Genomic DNA, 19,725 nt, shown 5'->3' with positions numbered 1-19,725 from the left:
ACACGTACTTTTTTCTACAAACTATTGTTTTTTGTAAACTGAATCACTTCGCTTAATTTCCCGTAAGCTAAACCAACAACGGTATCGGCAGCTCCATAATAAATGGCCAGTTTATCTTCTTTTTCATCATGCAAAGCGGCACAAGGAAACACCACGTTTGGCACATCGCCCATCATTTCGTATGGTGCTGCTGGCCCTAATAAATAGGGTTGCGTTCTAAATTTTACTTTATCGGGTTCGTTTTCATCCAACAATGCGGCGCCCATAGCATAGCGAAATCCGTTGCAGGTTGTAATAACCCCATGGTATATCATTAACCAACCTTCTTTTGTTAAAATAGGTATTGGGCCTGCACCAATTTTTGTGCATTGCCACGCGCTATCTTCAAAGTTTGTTGCCTTCATCACGCAGCGGTGTTCGCCCCAATATTTCATGTCTGGGCTGTAACTGATGTAAATATCGCCAAATGGTGTGTGTCCATTATCGCTTGGGCGGCTTAACATGGCATATTTTCCGTTTATTTTCTGAGGAAATAAAACTCCATTTCTATTAAATGGCAAAAAAGCATTTTCGCACTGGAAAAATTCCTTAAAATCGAAAGTGTATCCAATACCAATAGTTGGCCCGTGGTAACCGTTACACCAGGTAATCCAATAACGGTCTTCAATAAATACCACCCGTGGGTCGTATTTATAGTCCGATTCAATCATATCGGTATTTCCCGCTTGCATTTTAATAGGCTCGTGATTGATTTCCCAATCTATACCGTTTTTACTAAAGCCCGCAAAAATATTCATCTGCACCGCTTTATTATCACACCTAAAAACACCTGCATAACCATCTTTAAAAGGCACAACGGCACTATTAAATATACTGTTGGATGTTGGAATATCGTATCTTCCAATTATGGGGTTGGCTGTATGTCGCCATAAAATATCGTTACAATCTTGGGGTTTATCTTGCCAAGGAAAGGATCTGTTTTGCATGCTATATTTTTATTATTAATTAATTTTTTTTTTGAATGTATTGTTATATTTAAATCGTTTTTTTTTATTCTGAAATATGAAAAATCTCGAACTGAAAAATATTCTATGTTCTAATCTTTATATTTTTTTACTTTATCTAACCAAGTAAATTTTAATATTATTGAAGTAATTACAAAAACCAATAATGCCCAAAGTGTACTTTGGTAGTCTCTTATCATAAGATAAATAGGCAATACAATCATACTGGATTGCCAGATGATACCAATAATACAGTTTAGCATATCACTTATAAAACCATTATTTTTTGTAAACGATTCGTCTTCTTTTTTAAGAGCTTTATATACAGGGTTCCACCAACCCCAAGGTCTTACATTGCCGTAAAAACTTTTTAAGGTTTCCATATTTGTTGCCGGGGTAAACCACGTACCTAAAAACGAGCCTAATAACGACACAAAAAATATGATTGGAAATATATAAATAGCTGGTATTTGTGCTAAATCGTGCAGCCATGTGCCTGCATCAATATTAGCCTTATTTTGATCTAATAAAAACTGAAGTGTGGCAATAATTAAACCTGCTAACATACCCCAAAAATAACCCCAACCGTTAAACCGCCACCAAATCCATTTTAAAAAATTTGCAGCTACATAACCACCGTAAAGCGCACTGGTTATCCACAGTGTTAAAGAGTTTATAGAATCTGCGAAAAACCCCATAACAACACCAACAATTACCAAAGCAAACGATGCCAAATGACTCGCTTTTATATAATGTTTTGGAGATGCTTCGGGTTTAAAATACTTTTTATAAATATCGTTTACAATATAAGCTGGCCCCGAATTTACAAATGCTGAAAAGGTGGACATAAATGCCGCCAAAAGACCTGCTAACAACAAGCCTTTTACACCAACTGGCACATGAAAATTAATAACTTTTGGAAGAATAATTTCTAAATCGTTAGACCCTATACTTTGTAATGTACTCATTTCTGGCGTTAAAAAAACCAAGCCAATAACCACAATACCACCTATTAATAAATAACGCGGAATAAAAAGCACCAAGTTGGTAAAACCACTCATATAAGCAGCTTCTTTAACGGTGCGCGTTGATAAAATACGCTGCATATCGTAACTTGGTGTTGGGCCTGCAATGCTTGCAAAAACACCTTTAAATAAAGACATGCCAATAAAAGCGCCAAACATTTTATAACCTTGGGAATCTATTAAATCGTTAAAGGCGTTTAGTTTACCATCCCAGAAACCTTCAAGTTCCATCCCAAATGCCAAAGACCCCCATTCTGCCGGAATCACTGCTGCTATTTGTGCATCGGTAATGGTTACAAACGCATAAATAGCCACCAAAACACCTGCTAAAACCATGATGCCATATTGTAAAACCTCAGTGGCAACCACCGAAAACATTCCGCCTTTTATGGTGTAAATGGTGGTTAGAAAAATAATGATTAATGCATAGCTTTGTTCGGATAGTAATAATGTGCTATCGCCCATACTAAGCGTTAAATCCCAAGGTAAAATAATGGTCATAAATTTACCAACGCCTTCAAAAAAATAGGCAATAAAACCAATGGATGCCACAATGGCAAAAACAGCGACTATTAGATGCGATGCTCTACCGGCTTTACCATCGCCAAATCGTGTTAAAATCCACTCGGAACCCGTCATAATATTCGAGCGGCGAATCCAAACGGCAAGAAAAATCATAATGAAAATTTGATTCCAAATGGGCCAAATCCACATAAACATAAAGCTTTTTGCGCCGTATAAAAAGAGGATGCCCACCATCCACGCGGTGCCGGAAACATCGAACATTCCCGAACCATTACTCAATCCTAAATAATACCATTTTATACTGTTGCCGCCTAAAAAATAAGAATCTAAACCTTTTGAGGCTTTTTTAGAAATCCAAATTCCTACACCTAAAGTTAATACAATATAAATTACAATTATTGATACATCAATGATATCCATTTAAGATTGGTTGTTATTGGTTAGTTTTTAGTTATTGGCCGTTCCCCAGTTTTTATTGGGCTGGCTCCCCATAACAAAATGCAGCGTACCGCCTTCTATAATTTGTTTGTGAGAAATAGACGTTTGGTTAAAATCTTCGCCGTTTAAGGTTGCCGATTGTATGTAAATATTTTTATCTGAAACATTTTCGGCTTCAATTGTAAACGATTTTCCTTCGGAAAGATTAATGCTTGCTTTTTCGAAAATCGGGCTTCCAATTTCGTATTCCGCGGAAGCGGGATTCATTGGGTACAATCCAATAGAACTTAAAGCATACCACGCAGACATTTGTCCGCAATCCTCATTACCGCTCAATCCGTTTGGTGTGGTGTTGTACTGCGTATCCATAATATGGCGTGCCCAATATTGTGTGCGCCAAGGTTGATTGGCATGATTAAACATGTAAGCAATATGATGACTCGGCTCGTTACCATGGGCGTATTGCCCGATAAGCCCTGTTATGTCTGCTGAAATATTATCTCCGGTAATTTCAGAGCTTTCGGTAAACAGTTGTTCTAAACGGTTTGTAAAAGTATCGCCACCACCGTGTAGGGTAATTAAATCATCTACCGCATGTGGGACAAACCAACTGTGTTGCCACGCGTTACCTTCGGTATAATCGGTTTGTTCCCGGTGGTTGGAGTGTTTGGGGTCGAAGGGTTCGTTCCAAGATTTACCATCTTCAGATTTACCCCGCATAAATCCTGTTTTGTTATCAAATAAATACTCGTATGCTTTTGAGCGATTCGAGAAAAATTCATGATCTTCTGTTTTACCTAAAGCTTTCGCCATTTGCGCCACACACCAATCGTTGTAAGCATATTCTAAAGTAATGGTAACCGATTCGTCTATTAAATTATACGGAATGTACCCGTGTTTTTTGTAATGATCTAATCCGCGCTCGTCTTGCATCATCGTGGTTTTCATGGCTTCAAAAGCTTTTTCGGCATCGAAACCACGAATGCCTTTTAGGTAAGCTTCAACAATTACGGGGATGGAATGGTAGCCCGTCATCGTATTGGTTTCATTGGCATAAAGCGTCCAAACCGGTAATATTTTTCTGGTTTCGTAATACGCCAACATGCTATTAATCATGTCTGAAACTCGGTTGGGTTCAATTAAAGTTAAAAGCGGATGTTCGGCTCGAAAGGTGTCCCAAAGTGATAGTGTTGAATATGCGATATAATTTTCAGCAGTAACAATTTCGTCGTTCTCTTTTCTGAATTGTCCGTTTTTATCGCTAAAAGTTACCGGTGCTACTTGAGCGTGGTACATGGCGGTGTAAAATATGGTTTTTAAAGAATCGATTGGGGTTTCGACTTCTATTTTTGTTAAAGCTTTTTCCCAAGTTTTTTCAGCATCAGCTTTAACCGTATCGAAATTAAAATCGCCCGCTTCTAAATTGTCTTTAGCGTTTTCAATACTTACGGAAGAGAGTGCTACTTTGGTGAATAATTCTGATGAATCTTGAGCATCAAAAAATAATTGAGCTGATGTTTTTATACCTTCGGAAGATGTCTCTTCAACTCTATTTCCATCGGTATAAATATGATGCTTTGTTATGGGTTTTGAAAACTTAGCGACAAAAAACACTTTTTGGTTTGCTGCCCAACCTTTGCTGAATCTATATCCGCTAATGGTATATTCGTCTTCAATAGTAATTGAGGTTTGTAGCGCTTTGTCCCAATTAATGGCAAATCCTAAATCGATAACCACAGACTGTGTATCGTTTTTTGCAAAAGTGTATTTATGGTAAGCGGTTCGTAAGGCTGTTGTTAGCTCTACGTTTACATTATGGTCTTCTAAAAACACTTGATAATAGCCCGGTGATGCTTTTTCGTTTTTATGGCTGTACTTGGATTTATAATGTAAAGAATCGCGCGATAGTGGCGTTGGCGACAAATCGACTTCTTTGTTTATAGGCATAAACAGTATATCTGCCAAATCGCCAATACCCGTTCCGCTTAATGCTAAATGGCTAAAACCAACAGCGATAGAATCTGAATAATGATAGCCCGAGCACCAATCCCAGGCGCTAATACCATTAACCGGTGTTACCTGCAACATGCCAAAAGGCACAGTTGCCCCCGGATAGGTATGCCCATGGCCACCCGTACCTATAAATGGATCGACAAAAGCGGTGTTTTTTAATTTGTTTTGTGCTGGCTTTCTATCTTCTTTTTTACAAGAAATAAAAGCTATTAAAACAAGAATGATAAGCGTGTATTTTTTTAACATTTTAAATCGTATTTTTTAATTAAATAAATATCTTCAATTTTAAGTTAGCGGTTAAGTATTTTAGACTAATAACAGCGTAGCATAGCTAAACAACAAAATCAATCGGTCTTTTTTTATCTTAATAAACACATATTATGGGTTCATTTTTTTGGGACTGTTTTTGAAAAAAAATATGTCTTTAATTTTTTACAATATAACTAAAACTTCTAACAAAATAATTTAAAAAAAACCTTAAATTTAATACGTTTTAGGCAAAAAAAGTATTGGTTGTAGTTTGATTATTAGTAGATTTTAAGTAAATGTATTCTTAATTTTGTATTGTAGTTTATGATTATATTTTGAGTTAGTCGCCATAATTTAATCAAATTAATTATGAGTTTTTTATGTAGTTTTTAAAGGGCAAAAAACAAGTAGATTTTTTGCCCTTTATTTTTATTCGTTAATTAATTGCAATACACTTAAAACAGGCCTGTGGTCTGATGCTATTTCTTCTTCTATAACTTTGGTTTCAATAACGCGCCACCGGTTTGCTGGCCTAAAAAGTATGTAATCTATCTTTATTTCTGGATTTACCGCTGGGTAGGTTGGGTTGTTATTTGTACAGGATTGTTGCCATACTTTATAAAAAACCTGCATGGTTTCGCTTTCTGGAGTAGCGTTTAAATCGCCTGCTAAAATAGTGGGCACGTTATCTTTTGTAAAAATAGCATTGATTTGATTGGCTTGGTTTATCCTGTCGGTCTCGTCTTTTGTGTGGTCCAAATGCGTGCCAACAAACCTAATGGTGTCGCCGCTTTTAATTTGTACATTAACTTCTAATGCGGCTCGGGGTTCTTTATTCGCCCTTGCTCTCAACGCATGGTTTTTAGTGCTTAAAAATGGCTGTTTAGAGAGTATGCCTTCGCCGTAGTCGCCACCATCAAAAGTCATGGCTTTTCCAAAAATACCGGCCATTTTTGTACGCCAACCCAACTCGGTTACCAAGTCCATTTTTAAAACGCGGTTAGTTTTAAAATCGACTTCTTGCAATGCTACCAAATCGGGGTTGGTGTTGTTTATAATTTTGGCCAGCAAATCTAAATCGAACTGTTTTGAAGCAGCTACCGTTTCGCCGTGATATATATTATAGGTTAATATGCGAACTATGTGCAATGAATCTATTTTAATTTGTGCACCAATAGACGAAAATAGCATTGCGAATAATAGCCCTAAAATGTATTTTTTCATAATCCCAATACTTAACTGTTTTTTTAATTAATTGATTTTTTTTAGACTAAAATCTATTTGTAATTAATCAATTACTTTTTTTGCTAAAATATTCAATGTGCTTTTAGCATCTGTCAACAAAGCTTCTAAATTATCGGGACTTGTGGTTATATTAAATTGGGCTACCACATTGTTTAAATGATCTAATTCATCTAGCATGCCTTTAGATCTCAAGTGCTCTCTAAGAATTCTAATTTTTTCGGCATCTTCAATGCCATCGCGCAGGGTTTCAAAACGAATGGAACTTCGATTATCGGGATAAACAATATAAGTATCGCCAGCTGGCCATGTTCTAAAACGTGAATCTTGCAATGGGTTTTCTACCCAACTATTGTATGCCCAACGTAAGAATCCGTCAAAATCGGCAGCCATAGTGTACCAACCAATAAATACGCCTTCTGCGGGTGGCGAAAAAGTAAAGGTGTTGGGGAACGCATCAGAACAGCAAACATAATGCGTACTAATGTGGTTTTTTGCTCTGCGACTCACCAAATCTTCTTCGTCAACAGGATGCCCAAATGCAACCGACATATCTTTTAATTCGTTAGGATAGAGTTTGTAACTTTTATGGTTATCGGCAAACGACACGCCAAATTCCGGTGCGTGTTCATTCAGTAATTTTAGCATGGCTTTCATTTCTTTTGGCCCACGCTCATCTATCGCTATTCTGGTAATTTCGCTCCAACCTTTAGCTTCTACGTGGGTTTTAAAAACTTTTAAAAACGGAATCCAAAAGGCATCATATTCTTTTGTTCCGGGAGGTGCTTTAATTTTAATTTCTTTATTTTCAGCTTCATCAAAATAATAAAACTCGTTGCCCCAAGGCACCATGGAATAACAACTAATTTGATTTTTTACACCCAAGTCCATCATAAATTGCACCCAATTATCAAAAACGGTAAAATCGTATTCCCAAGTGCCATCGGCTTTCTTTTTCCAATCAATCATTGCTTCAAATTGGTCGAAGGTTTGTCCGCCCCATGGCCTTTTGTTTAAAGATACGGTAATTACTTTTTGTCCTGCATCGGCGAGTCGTTTCATTAATGGTTTCAACACATCCCAATGCGCTTGAGACCAAGGCTCAACATTGTGGTAACGCGCCAAAGCAAAAGGGTTTTGCCATAAATCTAAATGAAACTTCCAATCGGTTGCCTTGGGCAAGGTTTTGTCAATAACATTTAAAGTGAATTCGAATGTTTTAGAAACATGTCCTTCGTTATGTATTGTGAAAACGCTTTTATACATACCACTTTTCGCATCGGCAGGTACATCAATAGTAACCCATATAGGTCTGGTTTCTTGGGCTTTTATGGCATAAGAAGTTATGGGCTCTAAAACATCGGCAGCTAAAGAGGCATCAAAATCTTCGGGTTTTCTATAGCCACAACCACCGGCAAATTCATCTGTAATCACGTATTTTACAAAACTGATTTGTGTTGTGCTTGAAGGTAAAACATTACCGGAATCGGATTTAAAATCTGAAATTTCAGTAGTCACATTATTAATTGAATCGTTGCTCCAAAGCACCAATTGCGCAGAAATACGCTCGCCTTTCCAAGCAGTTCCAGTCCACGTATTTTTTTGTTGGATTTTAGGAATGACACTTTTTACAAAACGATGGTTTGTTGATGCCACAGCGGCTTGTAAACCTTTGGCAACGGCCGTCCAGTTTTCAGTTTTACTTGGTGATGGATCCTGAGGTTCTTGATAGGTTTGCGCTACTAAAACCACCTGCTTTTGACAACTAAACGAGATTAAAACAACACTGAATAAAAATAGTAAACGATTCATAATAATAATTTTAGAAATAAGCTTTTAGTAGGGTTTCGTTATCTGGCCATGGCACCATTTGATTGGTGTTGGTATTGGTTGGCATTTGAGCGTTTACCGCTCGTAAATAATTTCCTAATTCGGTAGCCAATGCTTTAAGTTTTTTGGTTTCTTTTGTTGCTAAATTTGTGGTTTCACCAATATCTTCAGTAATATTAAACAACTCGAAATGGCTATCTAAATGATAATAAATTAGTTTCCAATCGCCTTTACGTATGGTACTGCTAGCACCAATTCCTGGTCCTGTTGGCCCCCAATTATTTGGATAATGCCAAAACAAAGCTCTGTTATTATTGTCTTTCTTCTCCCCTTTTAGAATAGACGTAAAGCTTTTACCGTCTATAGTTTGAACCGTTTTAAAATCATTAATTCCTGCGAGCTCGATAATGGTTGGGAAAAAGTCTTCAATAATAACAAAATCATTGGTTTTAGAGTTTGCTTCGGTTACTCCTGGCCATTTTACAAGCATTGGTTCTCGAATACCACCTTCGTGCGCAGATCCTTTTCCGCTCGACAATGGCTTGTTATGGGTATGCTTTTCTCCACCGCGAGCCACAGCACTTAAACCACCATTGTCTGACATGAACAAAATAATAGTGTTATCTGCAATGCCTTTTTCATCTAAATGATTCATAATATCACCAAGACTTTTATCCATACTTTCAATTAACGAGGCGTATTTAGCTTCGGTTGGATGCAAGCCTCTGTCTATGTATTTTTGCTCGAATCTCGGGTCGCCTTGAATGGGCGTATGCACCGCATAATAGGACATGTAAAGGTAAAATGGTTTTTTGTTTTCAACAGCCTTGTCCATGGCCAAAATAGATTCTCGGGTTAAAGCTTCGGTTAAAAAAATATCTTTACCGTGGTATTTTTCTAAACCAGGCACATCCCAAACACTATTTTTATCAAGTTGTTTTTTAAAGTTTTTAGTACCATAATAACTCCCTGGTGCACCAGCAGCGTGTCCTGCGATGTTAACTTGAAACCCCAAATTTAAAGGGTTTTCCCCTGGTGTTCCCAAAGCTCCAAAGTGTGCTTTTCCACTGTGGATAGTAAAATAACCGTGAGCTTTTAAAATTTGCGGCAAAGTGGTTACATGGACAGCGCGTTCAATACTATCTGTTGGCTGAATGCCATTTAGGTTCCATTCCGGCATAGCCAAACCTTTTGGTGGATTTACCGCTGAAATGCCTCGCTTTAAGGTCCAATTGGTTACGCGGTGCCTAGCAGCATTCATCCCGGTCATTAAACTTACCCGTGTTGGCGAGCATACAGCTGTAGCATAAGCCTGGGTAAATTTCATACCTTGGCTGGCAAGCCGCTCCATATTTGGAGTATGGTACAGATTGTTAAGAGCTGTTTTTGTGTTCCAAAATGGAACAGAAGTATCTTGCCAACCCATATCATCTACCATAAATAATATGATATTGGGTTTAGCTGTAACAGCTTGCGTTTCTTTCTTATTGGATTTACAAGCAGTAAAAACAAATATAACCGAAATACAAAATACTGTTTTTTTTAATGAACTAATCATATGCAATCACATTTCCTTCTAATATTTTAAGCTCTCCTTTTGGTGCTTTATACCAAACAGTCAACTCGTTTCCGCCGGTGGCTTCATGATATTTTATGGTTATCGTATGCCAGCCTTTTTTTAGGGCTACCATGCCATTTCTTATAACTGCTGAATGGTTTCCGCCATTATCAACAACCAATTTATCACCTATAAATAGCAAACTACCATCGTCTGATTTTGTTGCGAACTCGTACAAGCCATTGGTTTCGGCATTAAAATATCCTTTAAAAATCATGGAAACATGATCGCTGTTTTGATAACCTTCTAAATCGATATTGTTTACGGCTTTAAATTCTGCGGATTTAGGCTCGGTAATAGCATCGACAACCTTAAACATTTTTTCGCCCACCCAACGTTTTAAAGCACCTGTTTTAGGGCTTACATTAAGGGGCTGTAAATAAGTTTGTTTTTCTATTAATGCGGATTTAATTTCGCTGGGGTTATTGCCACGGTACGCAATGGTGCTTAGTGTTTTTGTTTCTGTAAATTGAATTGGTGAGGTATATTTTATGGATGCTTTTGAAGGTTTACTACCATTTAAAGTATAGTAAATATCCATACTTTTAAGCGGTGTTTTTAAGGTGATGGAAACCGTATCTAAAAAAGCGACTTTGTTTTTTAAACCGACTACCGATGGAATATAATATTGAATATCTAAAGCATCTAAACGTTCGTATTGAAGATTCATTCTATTTTGAAAACCATCAAAGTTTTTATCTTCTTTTGCAGTCCATCCTGTTTCGGCCAAAGCCAACATTCTAGGAAATGTTTGATACTGTAAGCGCCTAAAATTTGGAATTCTTTCAGACCATAAATTAGCTTGTACGCCAATAATTTGTTTTGCCTGCGCCTCGGTAAATTCTTCCGGAACGGGCTCGTAATTATATACTTTATCCAGCGGTGTGGCATCGTTTAAGAAATCGAAATAGTATTCGAAATCCGGACAAATTATGATATCATTCCCGTTATCGGCAGCTATGTTTCGCATTGTTGGTGCCCAATTTCGCCACCACATCATGGTTGCATCTTTGGTTAAACCGCCTTCAACAATTTCGTCCCAACCAATTAATTTTTTGCCTTTTGTTTTTAAAAAGGCTTCAATATCCCTGTTAAAAAAAGATTGCAGTTCGTGCTCGTTTTTAAGGTTGTTGTCTTTAATGGCTTTTTGGCAACGTGGGCAGTCTTTCCAAGATTGGATATTAACCTCGTCTCCCCCAATATGAATATAATCCGAAGGAAATAAATCGGTAATTTCCGATAGGATATCTTTTGCAAACTCGTAAGTTGTTTCTTTGCCCAAACAAGCTGGCATAGAAAAATGCTCGCCCCAGCCTGCCTCGTTTGTACACGATAAAAACGGGTAATTATCGATGGCCGATTTAAAATGCCCCGGCATATCGATTTCTGGAATTACCTCTATTTGCCTTTCTTCCGCGTAAGCGATAATTTCTTTAATCTGCTCTTGGGTAAAAAAACCACCGTACATGCGTTTTCCATCGCGCTCGTGATAATGCTGCTCGTCTATAATAAATGAAGGGTCGGTTTTTGCGAGTTCTTTACACTCTTTATCGTGCGAACTCTCAATACGCCACGCGCCTTTTTCGGTTAACAACGGGTATTTTTTAATTTCTACACGCCACCCTTGGTCGTCGGTTAAATGCATGTGATATACATTCAATTTATACAGCGCCATATAATCCAAAAAGGTTTTAACCTCGTCGATGCTAAAAAAATGGCGGCTAAAATCCATGTGCATCCCACGCCAAGTAAAACGCGGTTGGTCGTTAATTGTAATGCTAGGTACCAACCAGTTTTGTTCTGTGTTATTTGTGGTTTCAATTGCTGGTGGCAATAATTGGCGCAGCGTTTGCACGCCATAAAAATAACCTGCAGCATCGCTTGCTTTAACTGTGATTTTTTTGGGAGTAACTTCCAAATGATACGCTTCGGCCTTTAGATTTTCATCTTTTACAAAAACAACACTTGCTTTTTCTTTTGATCCAGCGGTTGCCAACGGAAAACCTGCTGCACTTTCAAATAAATGTGACAAATAGGTTGCTGCTGGTTTTTGCTGTTTGTTTTCAACAAAAATCGATGTATTTTTTGAGAATAAAAACGACTGTTCACCCAGAACCAGACTTGATGGTTTTGGCACAATTGAAATTTGGTTTTCTGTAAATGTTGGTGTTGTTTGTTTGCAACCAACCAACATTGCTGCTACTAAAGCTGCAAATAAAAAATGACGCATGTCTTTATTTTTTAATATGTAAAAATACTGGAAACTTAAAACAATTACTACAAGTTAATTGCTTTTTTGTAATACTTATTTTACTCTAAAACACTGGCCTTTGCAGCATAATCTTTACTTGTTTTTATCAAATCTTCTTTTGATTTGTTTTCAAAAGGAATTAAATAAAAGCCGTAAACATGTTTCTCGTTACTTTTTAACTGATACTTTTCTTGTGGTTTAGAGTACCAGCTATCGTCTCCAGCGACTCCGCGTTGATCTAAATCTATATTTAATTGAACTAAATCTTTCTCTTTAATATCGTTAATGTGCTTTGAAGCGTTTATTTTAGGAATACCGTCTATTCTGTATTTCTCGTCTATACTACCAGTGCCGGGGTATTCTAATCCTGCGGTGGTATCAAAATCTTCGTTTTCCATGTGTAATGCACTAATACCTAAACCTTTTAAACTATTGGTTGCAACAGCCAGCAAACCGTTGTTATTTTGGTTTGAAAAGGCCGTCCAACGCACATTGGTTTTATAGCCATTGTCTTGCGGACGAATGTATGGCACGTATTGAGCTGAAACTTTAGATTGGTACAAATCTACAAACGCCGATGCTTTTCTGTCTTGATAATTTTCCCATGGGCCACGGCCAAAATACATCATATTATCGTATTCCTTTTTAATTTGCATACGCATACCCACACGCGGAATATCGCCTTTGTATTCACTTTTGTTTAGGGTGTTGTTTATTTTTACAACGCCATTACTATAAACGGTGTAATTTGATACAAAGGTGGTTTCGACACCTGGTAAATTATACGTAACAAACAGTTGCACCGCACCATTTTTTACTTGAGAAAGTTCTACTTTTTCGACTTCTGAAAACAAGGATGCTTTTTTCCATTCAATATTTCTTATTTGCATTTTGTTACCAAAATCGTTGTCGGTTACACCTCGCCAGAAATTTGGTTTTGGACCTTTACCGTCTTTTAAGAGCTCGTTTCCTTTATAAATATATGAGGTGATTCTTCCTTTTGATTTATTGAAAACCACTTTAAAATCGGCATTAGAAAAAGCTATTTCGCCTGCTTTTTGCTCAACTTTTATTGAAGCTGTTAAAGGAATATTTACGGTTTCTTTTATATATTTATTGGGCAACGGAATTTGCTCGCGTGCTACCTCGAAACCTTTTGGCAATAAACTCCAATTGGTTTTGGTAGTTGCAGACAAGTGTATAAAATACTCGGTATTTTTTTTAAAATCGATATCGTCAAGACTTACACGGATTAGTTTTCCGGTGTTTGGCTCTATGCTAATCGTTTTAAAATCAATGGTTTTTAAAATATCGCCATCGGCTTTTATGGTGGCGCTTATGTTGAAATTTTCAAGGTTGGTAAAGTCGTACAGGTTTTCAACTAAAACCCTTAATTCGTTGTATCTATTGAGGCCTTTATTTTTAAAATTGATAAACTCGTGTGCTTTTTTTACTTCGTGCAATGCAGGTTGCGGTGTTCTATCTGGAAACACAATACCGTTGTTTAAAAAGCTGTTGTCTGATGGCATATTTTCGCCGTAATCGCCACCATAGGCATAAAAACGTTCGCCATTTTCATCGGTTTTCCAGATGGATTGATCGACCCAATCCCAAATAAAACCACCTTGCAGATTATCATATTGTTCAATAATATCCCAATAATCTTGAAAGTTGCCGGTACTATTTCCCATGGCATGTGCATATTCGCTGGGTATAAAGGGTCTATCTGTTTTAGATTTTCCTATTTCCTCAAATCTCGCAGGCGACGGGTATTGTGGCACAATAATATCGGTGTTGGTATCCATATCGAACAAACTGCCATCGCGATTTTTATATGAGCGCTCGTATTGTACTGGCCGTTTTTGCTTATCGGCAGCTTTTATGGCATCGTATCCTGCAAAGAAGTTAATGCCATTTCCTGCTTCGTTGCCCATAGACCATATTATTACAGAAGGATGGTTTTTATCGCGCTCTACCATTCTTACCATGCGATCTACATGGGCATTTTCCCAACTTTCTTTTTTGGCCAAAGAATGTTTTCCGTAGTACATGCCGTGCGACTCGATATTGGCCTCGTCAACCACGTACATACCGTAAATATCGCATAGTTCGTAAAAACGTCGCTGTTGCGGGTAATGACTTAAACGAACTGCATTTATGTTATTTTCTTTCCAAAGCTTAATGTCTTTCATAATGAGTTCTTCAGACACTACATGACCTGTTTCGGGGTTTGCTTCTTGAGTGTTTACACCTTTTAAAGTAATGCGCTTACCATTTAAAAGTAACAATCCGTTTTTAATTTCAACAGTTCTAAAACCAATTTTAGATGGGATAACCTCTAATACATTCCCTTTTTTATCTTTAATCTCTATTACAAAGTCGTATAGATTTGGATGTTCTGCGCTCCATGGTTTTACTAAAGGTATTTGGGCTTTGTAATTAACCTCCATTTTATTATCTGAACCAACCAAAACATCTATATTTTTAGATGCTATTTGTTTTTGATTTTGGTCGAATAATTGAAACTCTACCTGAACGTTTTTATTTTTTGATAAATGATTTTTTAACGACACGGAAACATCTAATATACCGTTTAGATAGGCTTTATCTAATGTTGCAGCAACTTGAAAATCTTCAACTCTTACTTTGGGTTGGGCATAAATGTAAACGCTGCGCTCGATGCCGCTTATTCTCCAAAAATCCTGACATTCGAGATACGAGCCATCGGTCCATCTAAAAATTTGAATGGCCAGTGTGTTTTTACCTACTTTGGCTGCCTTGGTAATATTGAATTCAGCTGGCAATTTGCTGCCTTGTGAATAACCAATATATTCGCCATTTAACCAAACAAAACCACCCGATTTCATGGCGCCAATATGCAAAAAGAGTTCTTTGTCGCCCCAATTTTCGTTTATTGTAAAGTCTCTTCGGTAGGAGCCTACGGGATTGTAGTTGTCTGGTACATTACCTGGATTTTTTGGATATATTTTATCGACCCATTCCATATCGTCTGCAATGGGAGCTTTGTAATCGGCAAATTCGTATTGATGGTTAACATATATAGGTATGCCGTAACCTTCTACCTCCCAATTGGATGGCACTTTAATATCGTTCCAACTTGCAACATCTTCAGCAGGATCCATAAATGTAGTGGGGCGGTCTTTTGGGTTTCTTACCCAATTGAACTTCCATAGGCCATCTAAACTTTGTTGTAATCCATTAGTTCGGTTTAGCGCATCAGATTTGGATGTATATGAGGTAAAAGAGGCGTGCGCATCTAATTTGTTTTCGCTAATAACCTGCTCGTTTTCTATATAATGCTTATAGTCTGTTATGGGGTTTTTGTTTTGGCTATTTACTGAAAAACAAATACAAAAGAGAACAACAACTAGGGTGTTTTTTAAAATCATGAATTTAGGATTAAATCTAAAATATTAAACTATTAATTTACCGTGTTTTATTTACAAAAAGATGTGTGTAAATTTGTAAATACCGCCCTAAAATAGTTAAATTAACATCAGAAAAAAAATAGCTAAATAACTATTGTGCTTTCCACACATAACTTATTAAAAAAACTAAAAAAAAACAATAAAAAGCGATGTTGTTTAATTTTTTAACAACTTAAAAGCAGTAACCACAAAACCGTGGTCCGAGGGATATAAAAACGCTTTACCATTAATGGTAATGGGTTTATTAAAATAGGCATGATAAGATTTAGAGTTTACGGACTTTAGTTTTGCGCCCTTATAAAAAATATAATCTATTCTGTGCGAATCGTTTTTGGCCTCTGTATTCCATGTAATTCCTGGGTGCGTTAACGGGTTTGGATTTAAGGTTCGATATGTATCGATTAATCCTAATTTCTCTAATTGTTTTGTTGTATTCCAAGGCACTACCAAATTATTGTGTATGGTTTTGGTGTTTTCGCCCCAATCTAAATGCGAAGGCGTATTCATATCGCCACCAAAAACTATGGGTATTGAATCTGTTTGGCTTGCATATTTTTTTAGATAGGGCAACACGTTTTGAAGCATGTCGTAACGGGCTCCTGTTTTCTCCCATTCCAGAAGTTCATTGGTGGTTTTACCCATGTTTTCTGGTGCATCGTTCCAAGGTAGATAATGAAACCAATTCGAAAAAAAACGCACCTTTTGATTGTTAATTATAATTTCTATTCCTCCTAAATAAAACGGGTATTCAGTATCAATTCGATTGCCAAAGGGGTATTTTGAGAAAATAGACAGGTTTGTTCCTTTATCGTTTAAAGCAGTTCCTTTTGGTGCAATTAAATGAAAATTATATCCTAAAGCATCAGCTATATCTTTACCAGACCCATAAGTTTCAACCATTAAAATTACATCCGGATCAATTTCTTTTATAATCGCTATGGCATTTTCTTTTCCGTTAATAATATCATTGGCACCGTGCAGGATATTCCAGGTCATAACTTTAAATGTATGTGACTGTTCTGTTTTACATTGAGTAAATAAAACAACCATAATAAGTAAGAAAAATACCCTCATAATGAAATAATTTATTAAATATATAAAAAAAATTATTTTATTTTCATAAAACCCAATACAACCAAAAACCACTATTCATCAAGAATTTATCAAATAACACCGATAAAGCGCATGCTTTTCGTCCGATTTTTTTGCATTTCATGGAGTTTTTTTTAATATTTTTTTATATTAGCTGTGTACAAATCATCACCTAACACCAAATCCAATGAAAAAAACTACTCTTGTAAGCGTGCTATTTATGCTAATGGTGCAAATTACTTTCTCTCAAAACACTAACAAACTTAAAGCCGAAAACTATTTAAAAGAACGTGGAGAACTCGTTTTTACTTTCACTGCCAACAACTTAAACGAAGTTAAACAACTAGCCAATATTGTGTCTTTTGATCATGGTCAAAATCCTAAAACACCTTTAACAATTAAAGCTATAGCCAACGAAAACGAATTTAACCGTTTTTTAAACTTTAACCTAACTTATACAATTAACGATTCGGATAATCAGCCAAAAGAAAGGTTAATGTCTAATCAAATAAGGAAAAGCATTAAAACAGGAAAAGCATTTGCTACTCCTTTAAGCTTTCCTTTAACCGCTTATCCAACCTATCAAGATTATGCAGACCAAATGGCTCTATTTGCATCAAACAACCCTAGTATTTGCGAATTGGTTGATATTGGTGGTACTACCGAAGGTGTAAGCGGAGGAAACAAAAGATTGTTGTTCATCAAACTATCAGACAATGTTACGACCGATGAACAAGAACCAAAAATGATGTACACCTCATCGATGCACGGCGATGAGCTTGCCGGCTACCCATTGATGCTTAACCTTATAGATTATTTCATCACAGCATATAATGATTCGGGGCATACAGACCACGCGAGAGTAAAAAATTTAATTGACAATTCAGAAATCTGGATAAACCCTTTGGCAAATCCTGATGGTACGTTTTATAATAATCCATCTAACACTTCTGTTGCCAATGCTAGAAGGGCAAATGATAATGGCTTTGATTTAAACAGAAACTATCCGGATAACTTAGCTGGTCCACATTCAAATGGACATACTGTGTATGAATTAGAAACACTACATTTTATGAATTTTGCCGATGCCCATCATTTTGTATTATCGGCCAATTTTCATGGTGGTGTAGAGGTGGTAAACTATCCTTGGGATAATACGTACGACAGACATGCTGACGATGCATGGTTTCAGTTAATAAGCAGAGAATATGCAGATAATGCCCAAGCGGATAGTAATGGTATAGATAATGGATATATGGATGACTTAACCAATGGAATCACTCATGGTGCAGATTGGTATCGTGTTGATGGAGGTCGTCAAGATTACATGAATTTTTCTCACCAATGTAAAGAAACCACCATTGAATTATCAAATAATAAAACCCCATTTGCTTCCGAGTTAAATAATCTATGGAATTTCAATAAAGAAGCCTTAATCGATTATCTAGTTCAAGGCACTTATGGGTTTAGAGGTGTTGTAAAAGATGCCAATACCAACAACCCAATTGAAGCAACCATAACGCTTGTAGGCCATGATGCAGTAGGCTCCCATACAGTATCAGAGGCCAATCTTGGTGATTATTACAGACCTGTAAAAGCAGGAACTTACAATATATTATTCGAAGCAGATTGTTATCAATCTTTTACACTAACCAATCAAACCATTGCTGATTACCAAACTGTAAATTTGGCCGATGTTTTGTTAACCCCAATAACTTCTGCTGTACCAACAAGTTTAACTGCTTCAAGTATAAATTCTACATTTGCAACCATGACATGGAGTTCTGCTTCTGGTGCTACTTTTGACCTTAGATACAGAGAAATTGGATCGCCCACATGGATTGATGTCTTGGGAATATCTTCTTCAACAAGTGATTTATCTGGTTTAAGTGCGTCAACAAATTACGAGGTACAAGTAAGAAGTGTTTGTGATAGTTCAACGTCTGCCTATACAAGCTCAACTAATTTTTCTACAACGGCCGTATCTTATTGTGCTTCAAGTGGTAATACTTCTTTCGAAACAGGAATAACAAGAGTCATTTTTAATACAATTGACAATGCCGATGGATCCCCTAAAGATACTGGTTACGAAGATTTTACAAACATCTCGACAACAGTTACACAATCATCAACTTACAATCTAACTGTTCATGTTGATACAGATGGCAATTTTAGAGTCGATGCCATAGCTTGGATAGATTGGAACCAAAATGGTAATTTTACGGATAGTGGTGAATCTTATGATTTAGGAAATATAACTGGTGTTAGCGATAGCCCTATATCAACTCCCTTATCAATTAACATTCCCCCAACAGCTTCATTAGGTTCTACTCGTATGCGAATTTCTGCGAGATACAATGCCAATCCTACATCGTGCCAAAATAGTTTTGATGGAGAAGTAGAAGACTATACTATCAATATTACTAGCAATCTAACAACATGGTATCAAGATGCTGATGGTGATACATTTGGAAACCCATTAGTAAGTCAAGTTGCAGCGTCGCAACCCGCTGGATATGTAGCAGATAATACAGATTGTGATGATACACCAATAACAGGCGCATCAATTAACCCAAATACTGTGTGGTATTTAGATGCCGACAATGATAACTATGCAATTTCAACTACAACACAATGTACTAGCCCTGGTGCTGGATATACAACTAGTGTATTGCCAACTACCGATTGTAACGATAACGATAACACCGTAAACACCCCACAACAATATTACGTGGATGCCGATGGCGATGGATTCGGATCGACCACAACAGCCATGTTATGCAGCTCTACCGCTCCCATTGGCTACAGTGATAACAACACCGATTGTAACGATAACGATAACACCGTAAACACCCCACAGCAATATTACGTGGATGCCGATGGCGATGGATTCGGATCGACCACAACAGCCATGTTATGCAGCTCTACCGCTCCCATTGGCTACAGTGATAACAACACCGATTGTAACGATAACGATAACACCGTAAAC

At 37.0% G+C, this 19,725-nt stretch carries 10 protein-coding genes; 1 reads left to right on the top strand and 9 read right to left on the bottom strand.

Annotated elements, in window-relative coordinates:
- Window positions 1-14 precede the first annotated feature (14 nt).
- From ACFSQS_RS01640 to ACFSQS_RS01600, 9 genes are all read right to left on the bottom strand, one after another.
- Window positions 15-986, bottom strand: coding sequence for a glycoside hydrolase family 130 protein (locus tag ACFSQS_RS01640; protein ID WP_388013074.1), 972 nt, complete (start codon window positions 984-986; stop codon window positions 15-17).
- Between the two features lie 110 nt (window positions 987-1,096).
- Window positions 1,097-2,974, bottom strand: coding sequence for a sodium:solute symporter family protein (locus ACFSQS_RS01635; RefSeq protein ID WP_388013071.1), 1,878 nt, complete (start codon window positions 2,972-2,974; stop codon window positions 1,097-1,099).
- Between the two features lie 27 nt (window positions 2,975-3,001).
- Window positions 3,002-5,251 (bottom strand): GH92 family glycosyl hydrolase, encoded by a 2,250-nt coding sequence (locus ACFSQS_RS01630; protein WP_388013068.1) that lies wholly within the window; start codon window positions 5,249-5,251, stop codon window positions 3,002-3,004.
- Window positions 5,252-5,683: 432 nt separating this feature from the next.
- On the bottom strand, window positions 5,684-6,478 hold the full coding sequence (locus ACFSQS_RS01625) for an endonuclease/exonuclease/phosphatase family protein (protein WP_388013065.1): 795 nt from the start codon (window positions 6,476-6,478) through the stop codon (window positions 5,684-5,686).
- A gap of 63 nt (window positions 6,479-6,541) precedes the next feature.
- Window positions 6,542-8,308: a DUF4091 domain-containing protein gene (locus tag ACFSQS_RS01620; protein WP_388013062.1), complete on the bottom strand. Its 1,767-nt coding sequence runs from the start codon at window positions 8,306-8,308 to the stop codon at window positions 6,542-6,544.
- A 10-nt stretch (window positions 8,309-8,318) separates the two neighbouring features.
- A complete protein-coding gene (locus ACFSQS_RS01615) occupies window positions 8,319-9,884 on the bottom strand; it encodes a sulfatase (RefSeq protein WP_388013059.1) in 1,566 nt (521 codons plus the stop codon).
- Window positions 9,877-12,174: a family 20 glycosylhydrolase gene (locus ACFSQS_RS01610; RefSeq protein ID WP_388013056.1), complete on the bottom strand. Its 2,298-nt coding sequence runs from the start codon at window positions 12,172-12,174 to the stop codon at window positions 9,877-9,879. Before ACFSQS_RS01610 ends, ACFSQS_RS01615 begins: the two co-directional genes overlap by 8 nt.
- A gap of 80 nt (window positions 12,175-12,254) precedes the next feature.
- Entirely contained in the window at window positions 12,255-15,605 is a 3,351-nt protein-coding gene (locus ACFSQS_RS01605; protein ID WP_388013053.1) for a glycoside hydrolase family 2 TIM barrel-domain containing protein, read from the bottom strand.
- Window positions 15,606-15,800: 195 nt separating this feature from the next.
- Window positions 15,801-16,640, bottom strand: a complete 840-nt coding sequence (locus ACFSQS_RS01600) for an endonuclease/exonuclease/phosphatase family protein (RefSeq protein ID WP_388013050.1) — start codon at window positions 16,638-16,640, stop codon at window positions 15,801-15,803.
- A 283-nt stretch (window positions 16,641-16,923) separates the two neighbouring features.
- On the opposite strand from ACFSQS_RS01600, the gene ACFSQS_RS01595 reads away from it, so the two are divergent.
- Window positions 16,924-19,725: M14 family zinc carboxypeptidase (locus tag ACFSQS_RS01595; RefSeq protein WP_388013047.1), on the top strand; the 2,802-nt coding region annotated here is incomplete at its 3' end.

The organism is Gelatiniphilus marinus, assembly GCF_042684345.1.
Classification (GTDB): Bacteria; Bacteroidota; Bacteroidia; order Flavobacteriales; family Flavobacteriaceae; genus Gelatiniphilus; species Gelatiniphilus marinus.
The sequence above is the reverse complement of the archived record's forward strand: the minus strand, read 5'-3'. Positions and strand labels throughout refer to the sequence as shown.

Coding starts and splice junctions, on each gene's coding strand:
- ACFSQS_RS01640 (WP_388013074.1), bottom strand. CDS start 986: ATGCAAAACAGATCCTTTCCTTGGCAAGATAAACCCCAAGATTGTAAC.
- ACFSQS_RS01635 (WP_388013071.1), bottom strand. CDS start 2,974: ATGGATATCATTGATGTATCAATAATTGTAATTTATATTGTATTAACT.
- ACFSQS_RS01630 (WP_388013068.1), bottom strand. CDS start 5,251: ATGTTAAAAAAATACACGCTTATCATTCTTGTTTTAATAGCTTTTATT.
- ACFSQS_RS01625 (WP_388013065.1), bottom strand. CDS start 6,478: ATGAAAAAATACATTTTAGGGCTATTATTCGCAATGCTATTTTCGTCT.
- ACFSQS_RS01620 (WP_388013062.1), bottom strand. CDS start 8,308: ATGAATCGTTTACTATTTTTATTCAGTGTTGTTTTAATCTCGTTTAGT.
- ACFSQS_RS01615 (WP_388013059.1), bottom strand. CDS start 9,884: ATGATTAGTTCATTAAAAAAAACAGTATTTTGTATTTCGGTTATATTT.
- ACFSQS_RS01610 (WP_388013056.1), bottom strand. CDS start 12,174: ATGCGTCATTTTTTATTTGCAGCTTTAGTAGCAGCAATGTTGGTTGGT.
- ACFSQS_RS01605 (WP_388013053.1), bottom strand. CDS start 15,605: ATGATTTTAAAAAACACCCTAGTTGTTGTTCTCTTTTGTATTTGTTTT.
- ACFSQS_RS01600 (WP_388013050.1), bottom strand. CDS start 16,640: ATGACCTGGAATATCCTGCACGGTGCCAATGATATTATTAACGGAAAA.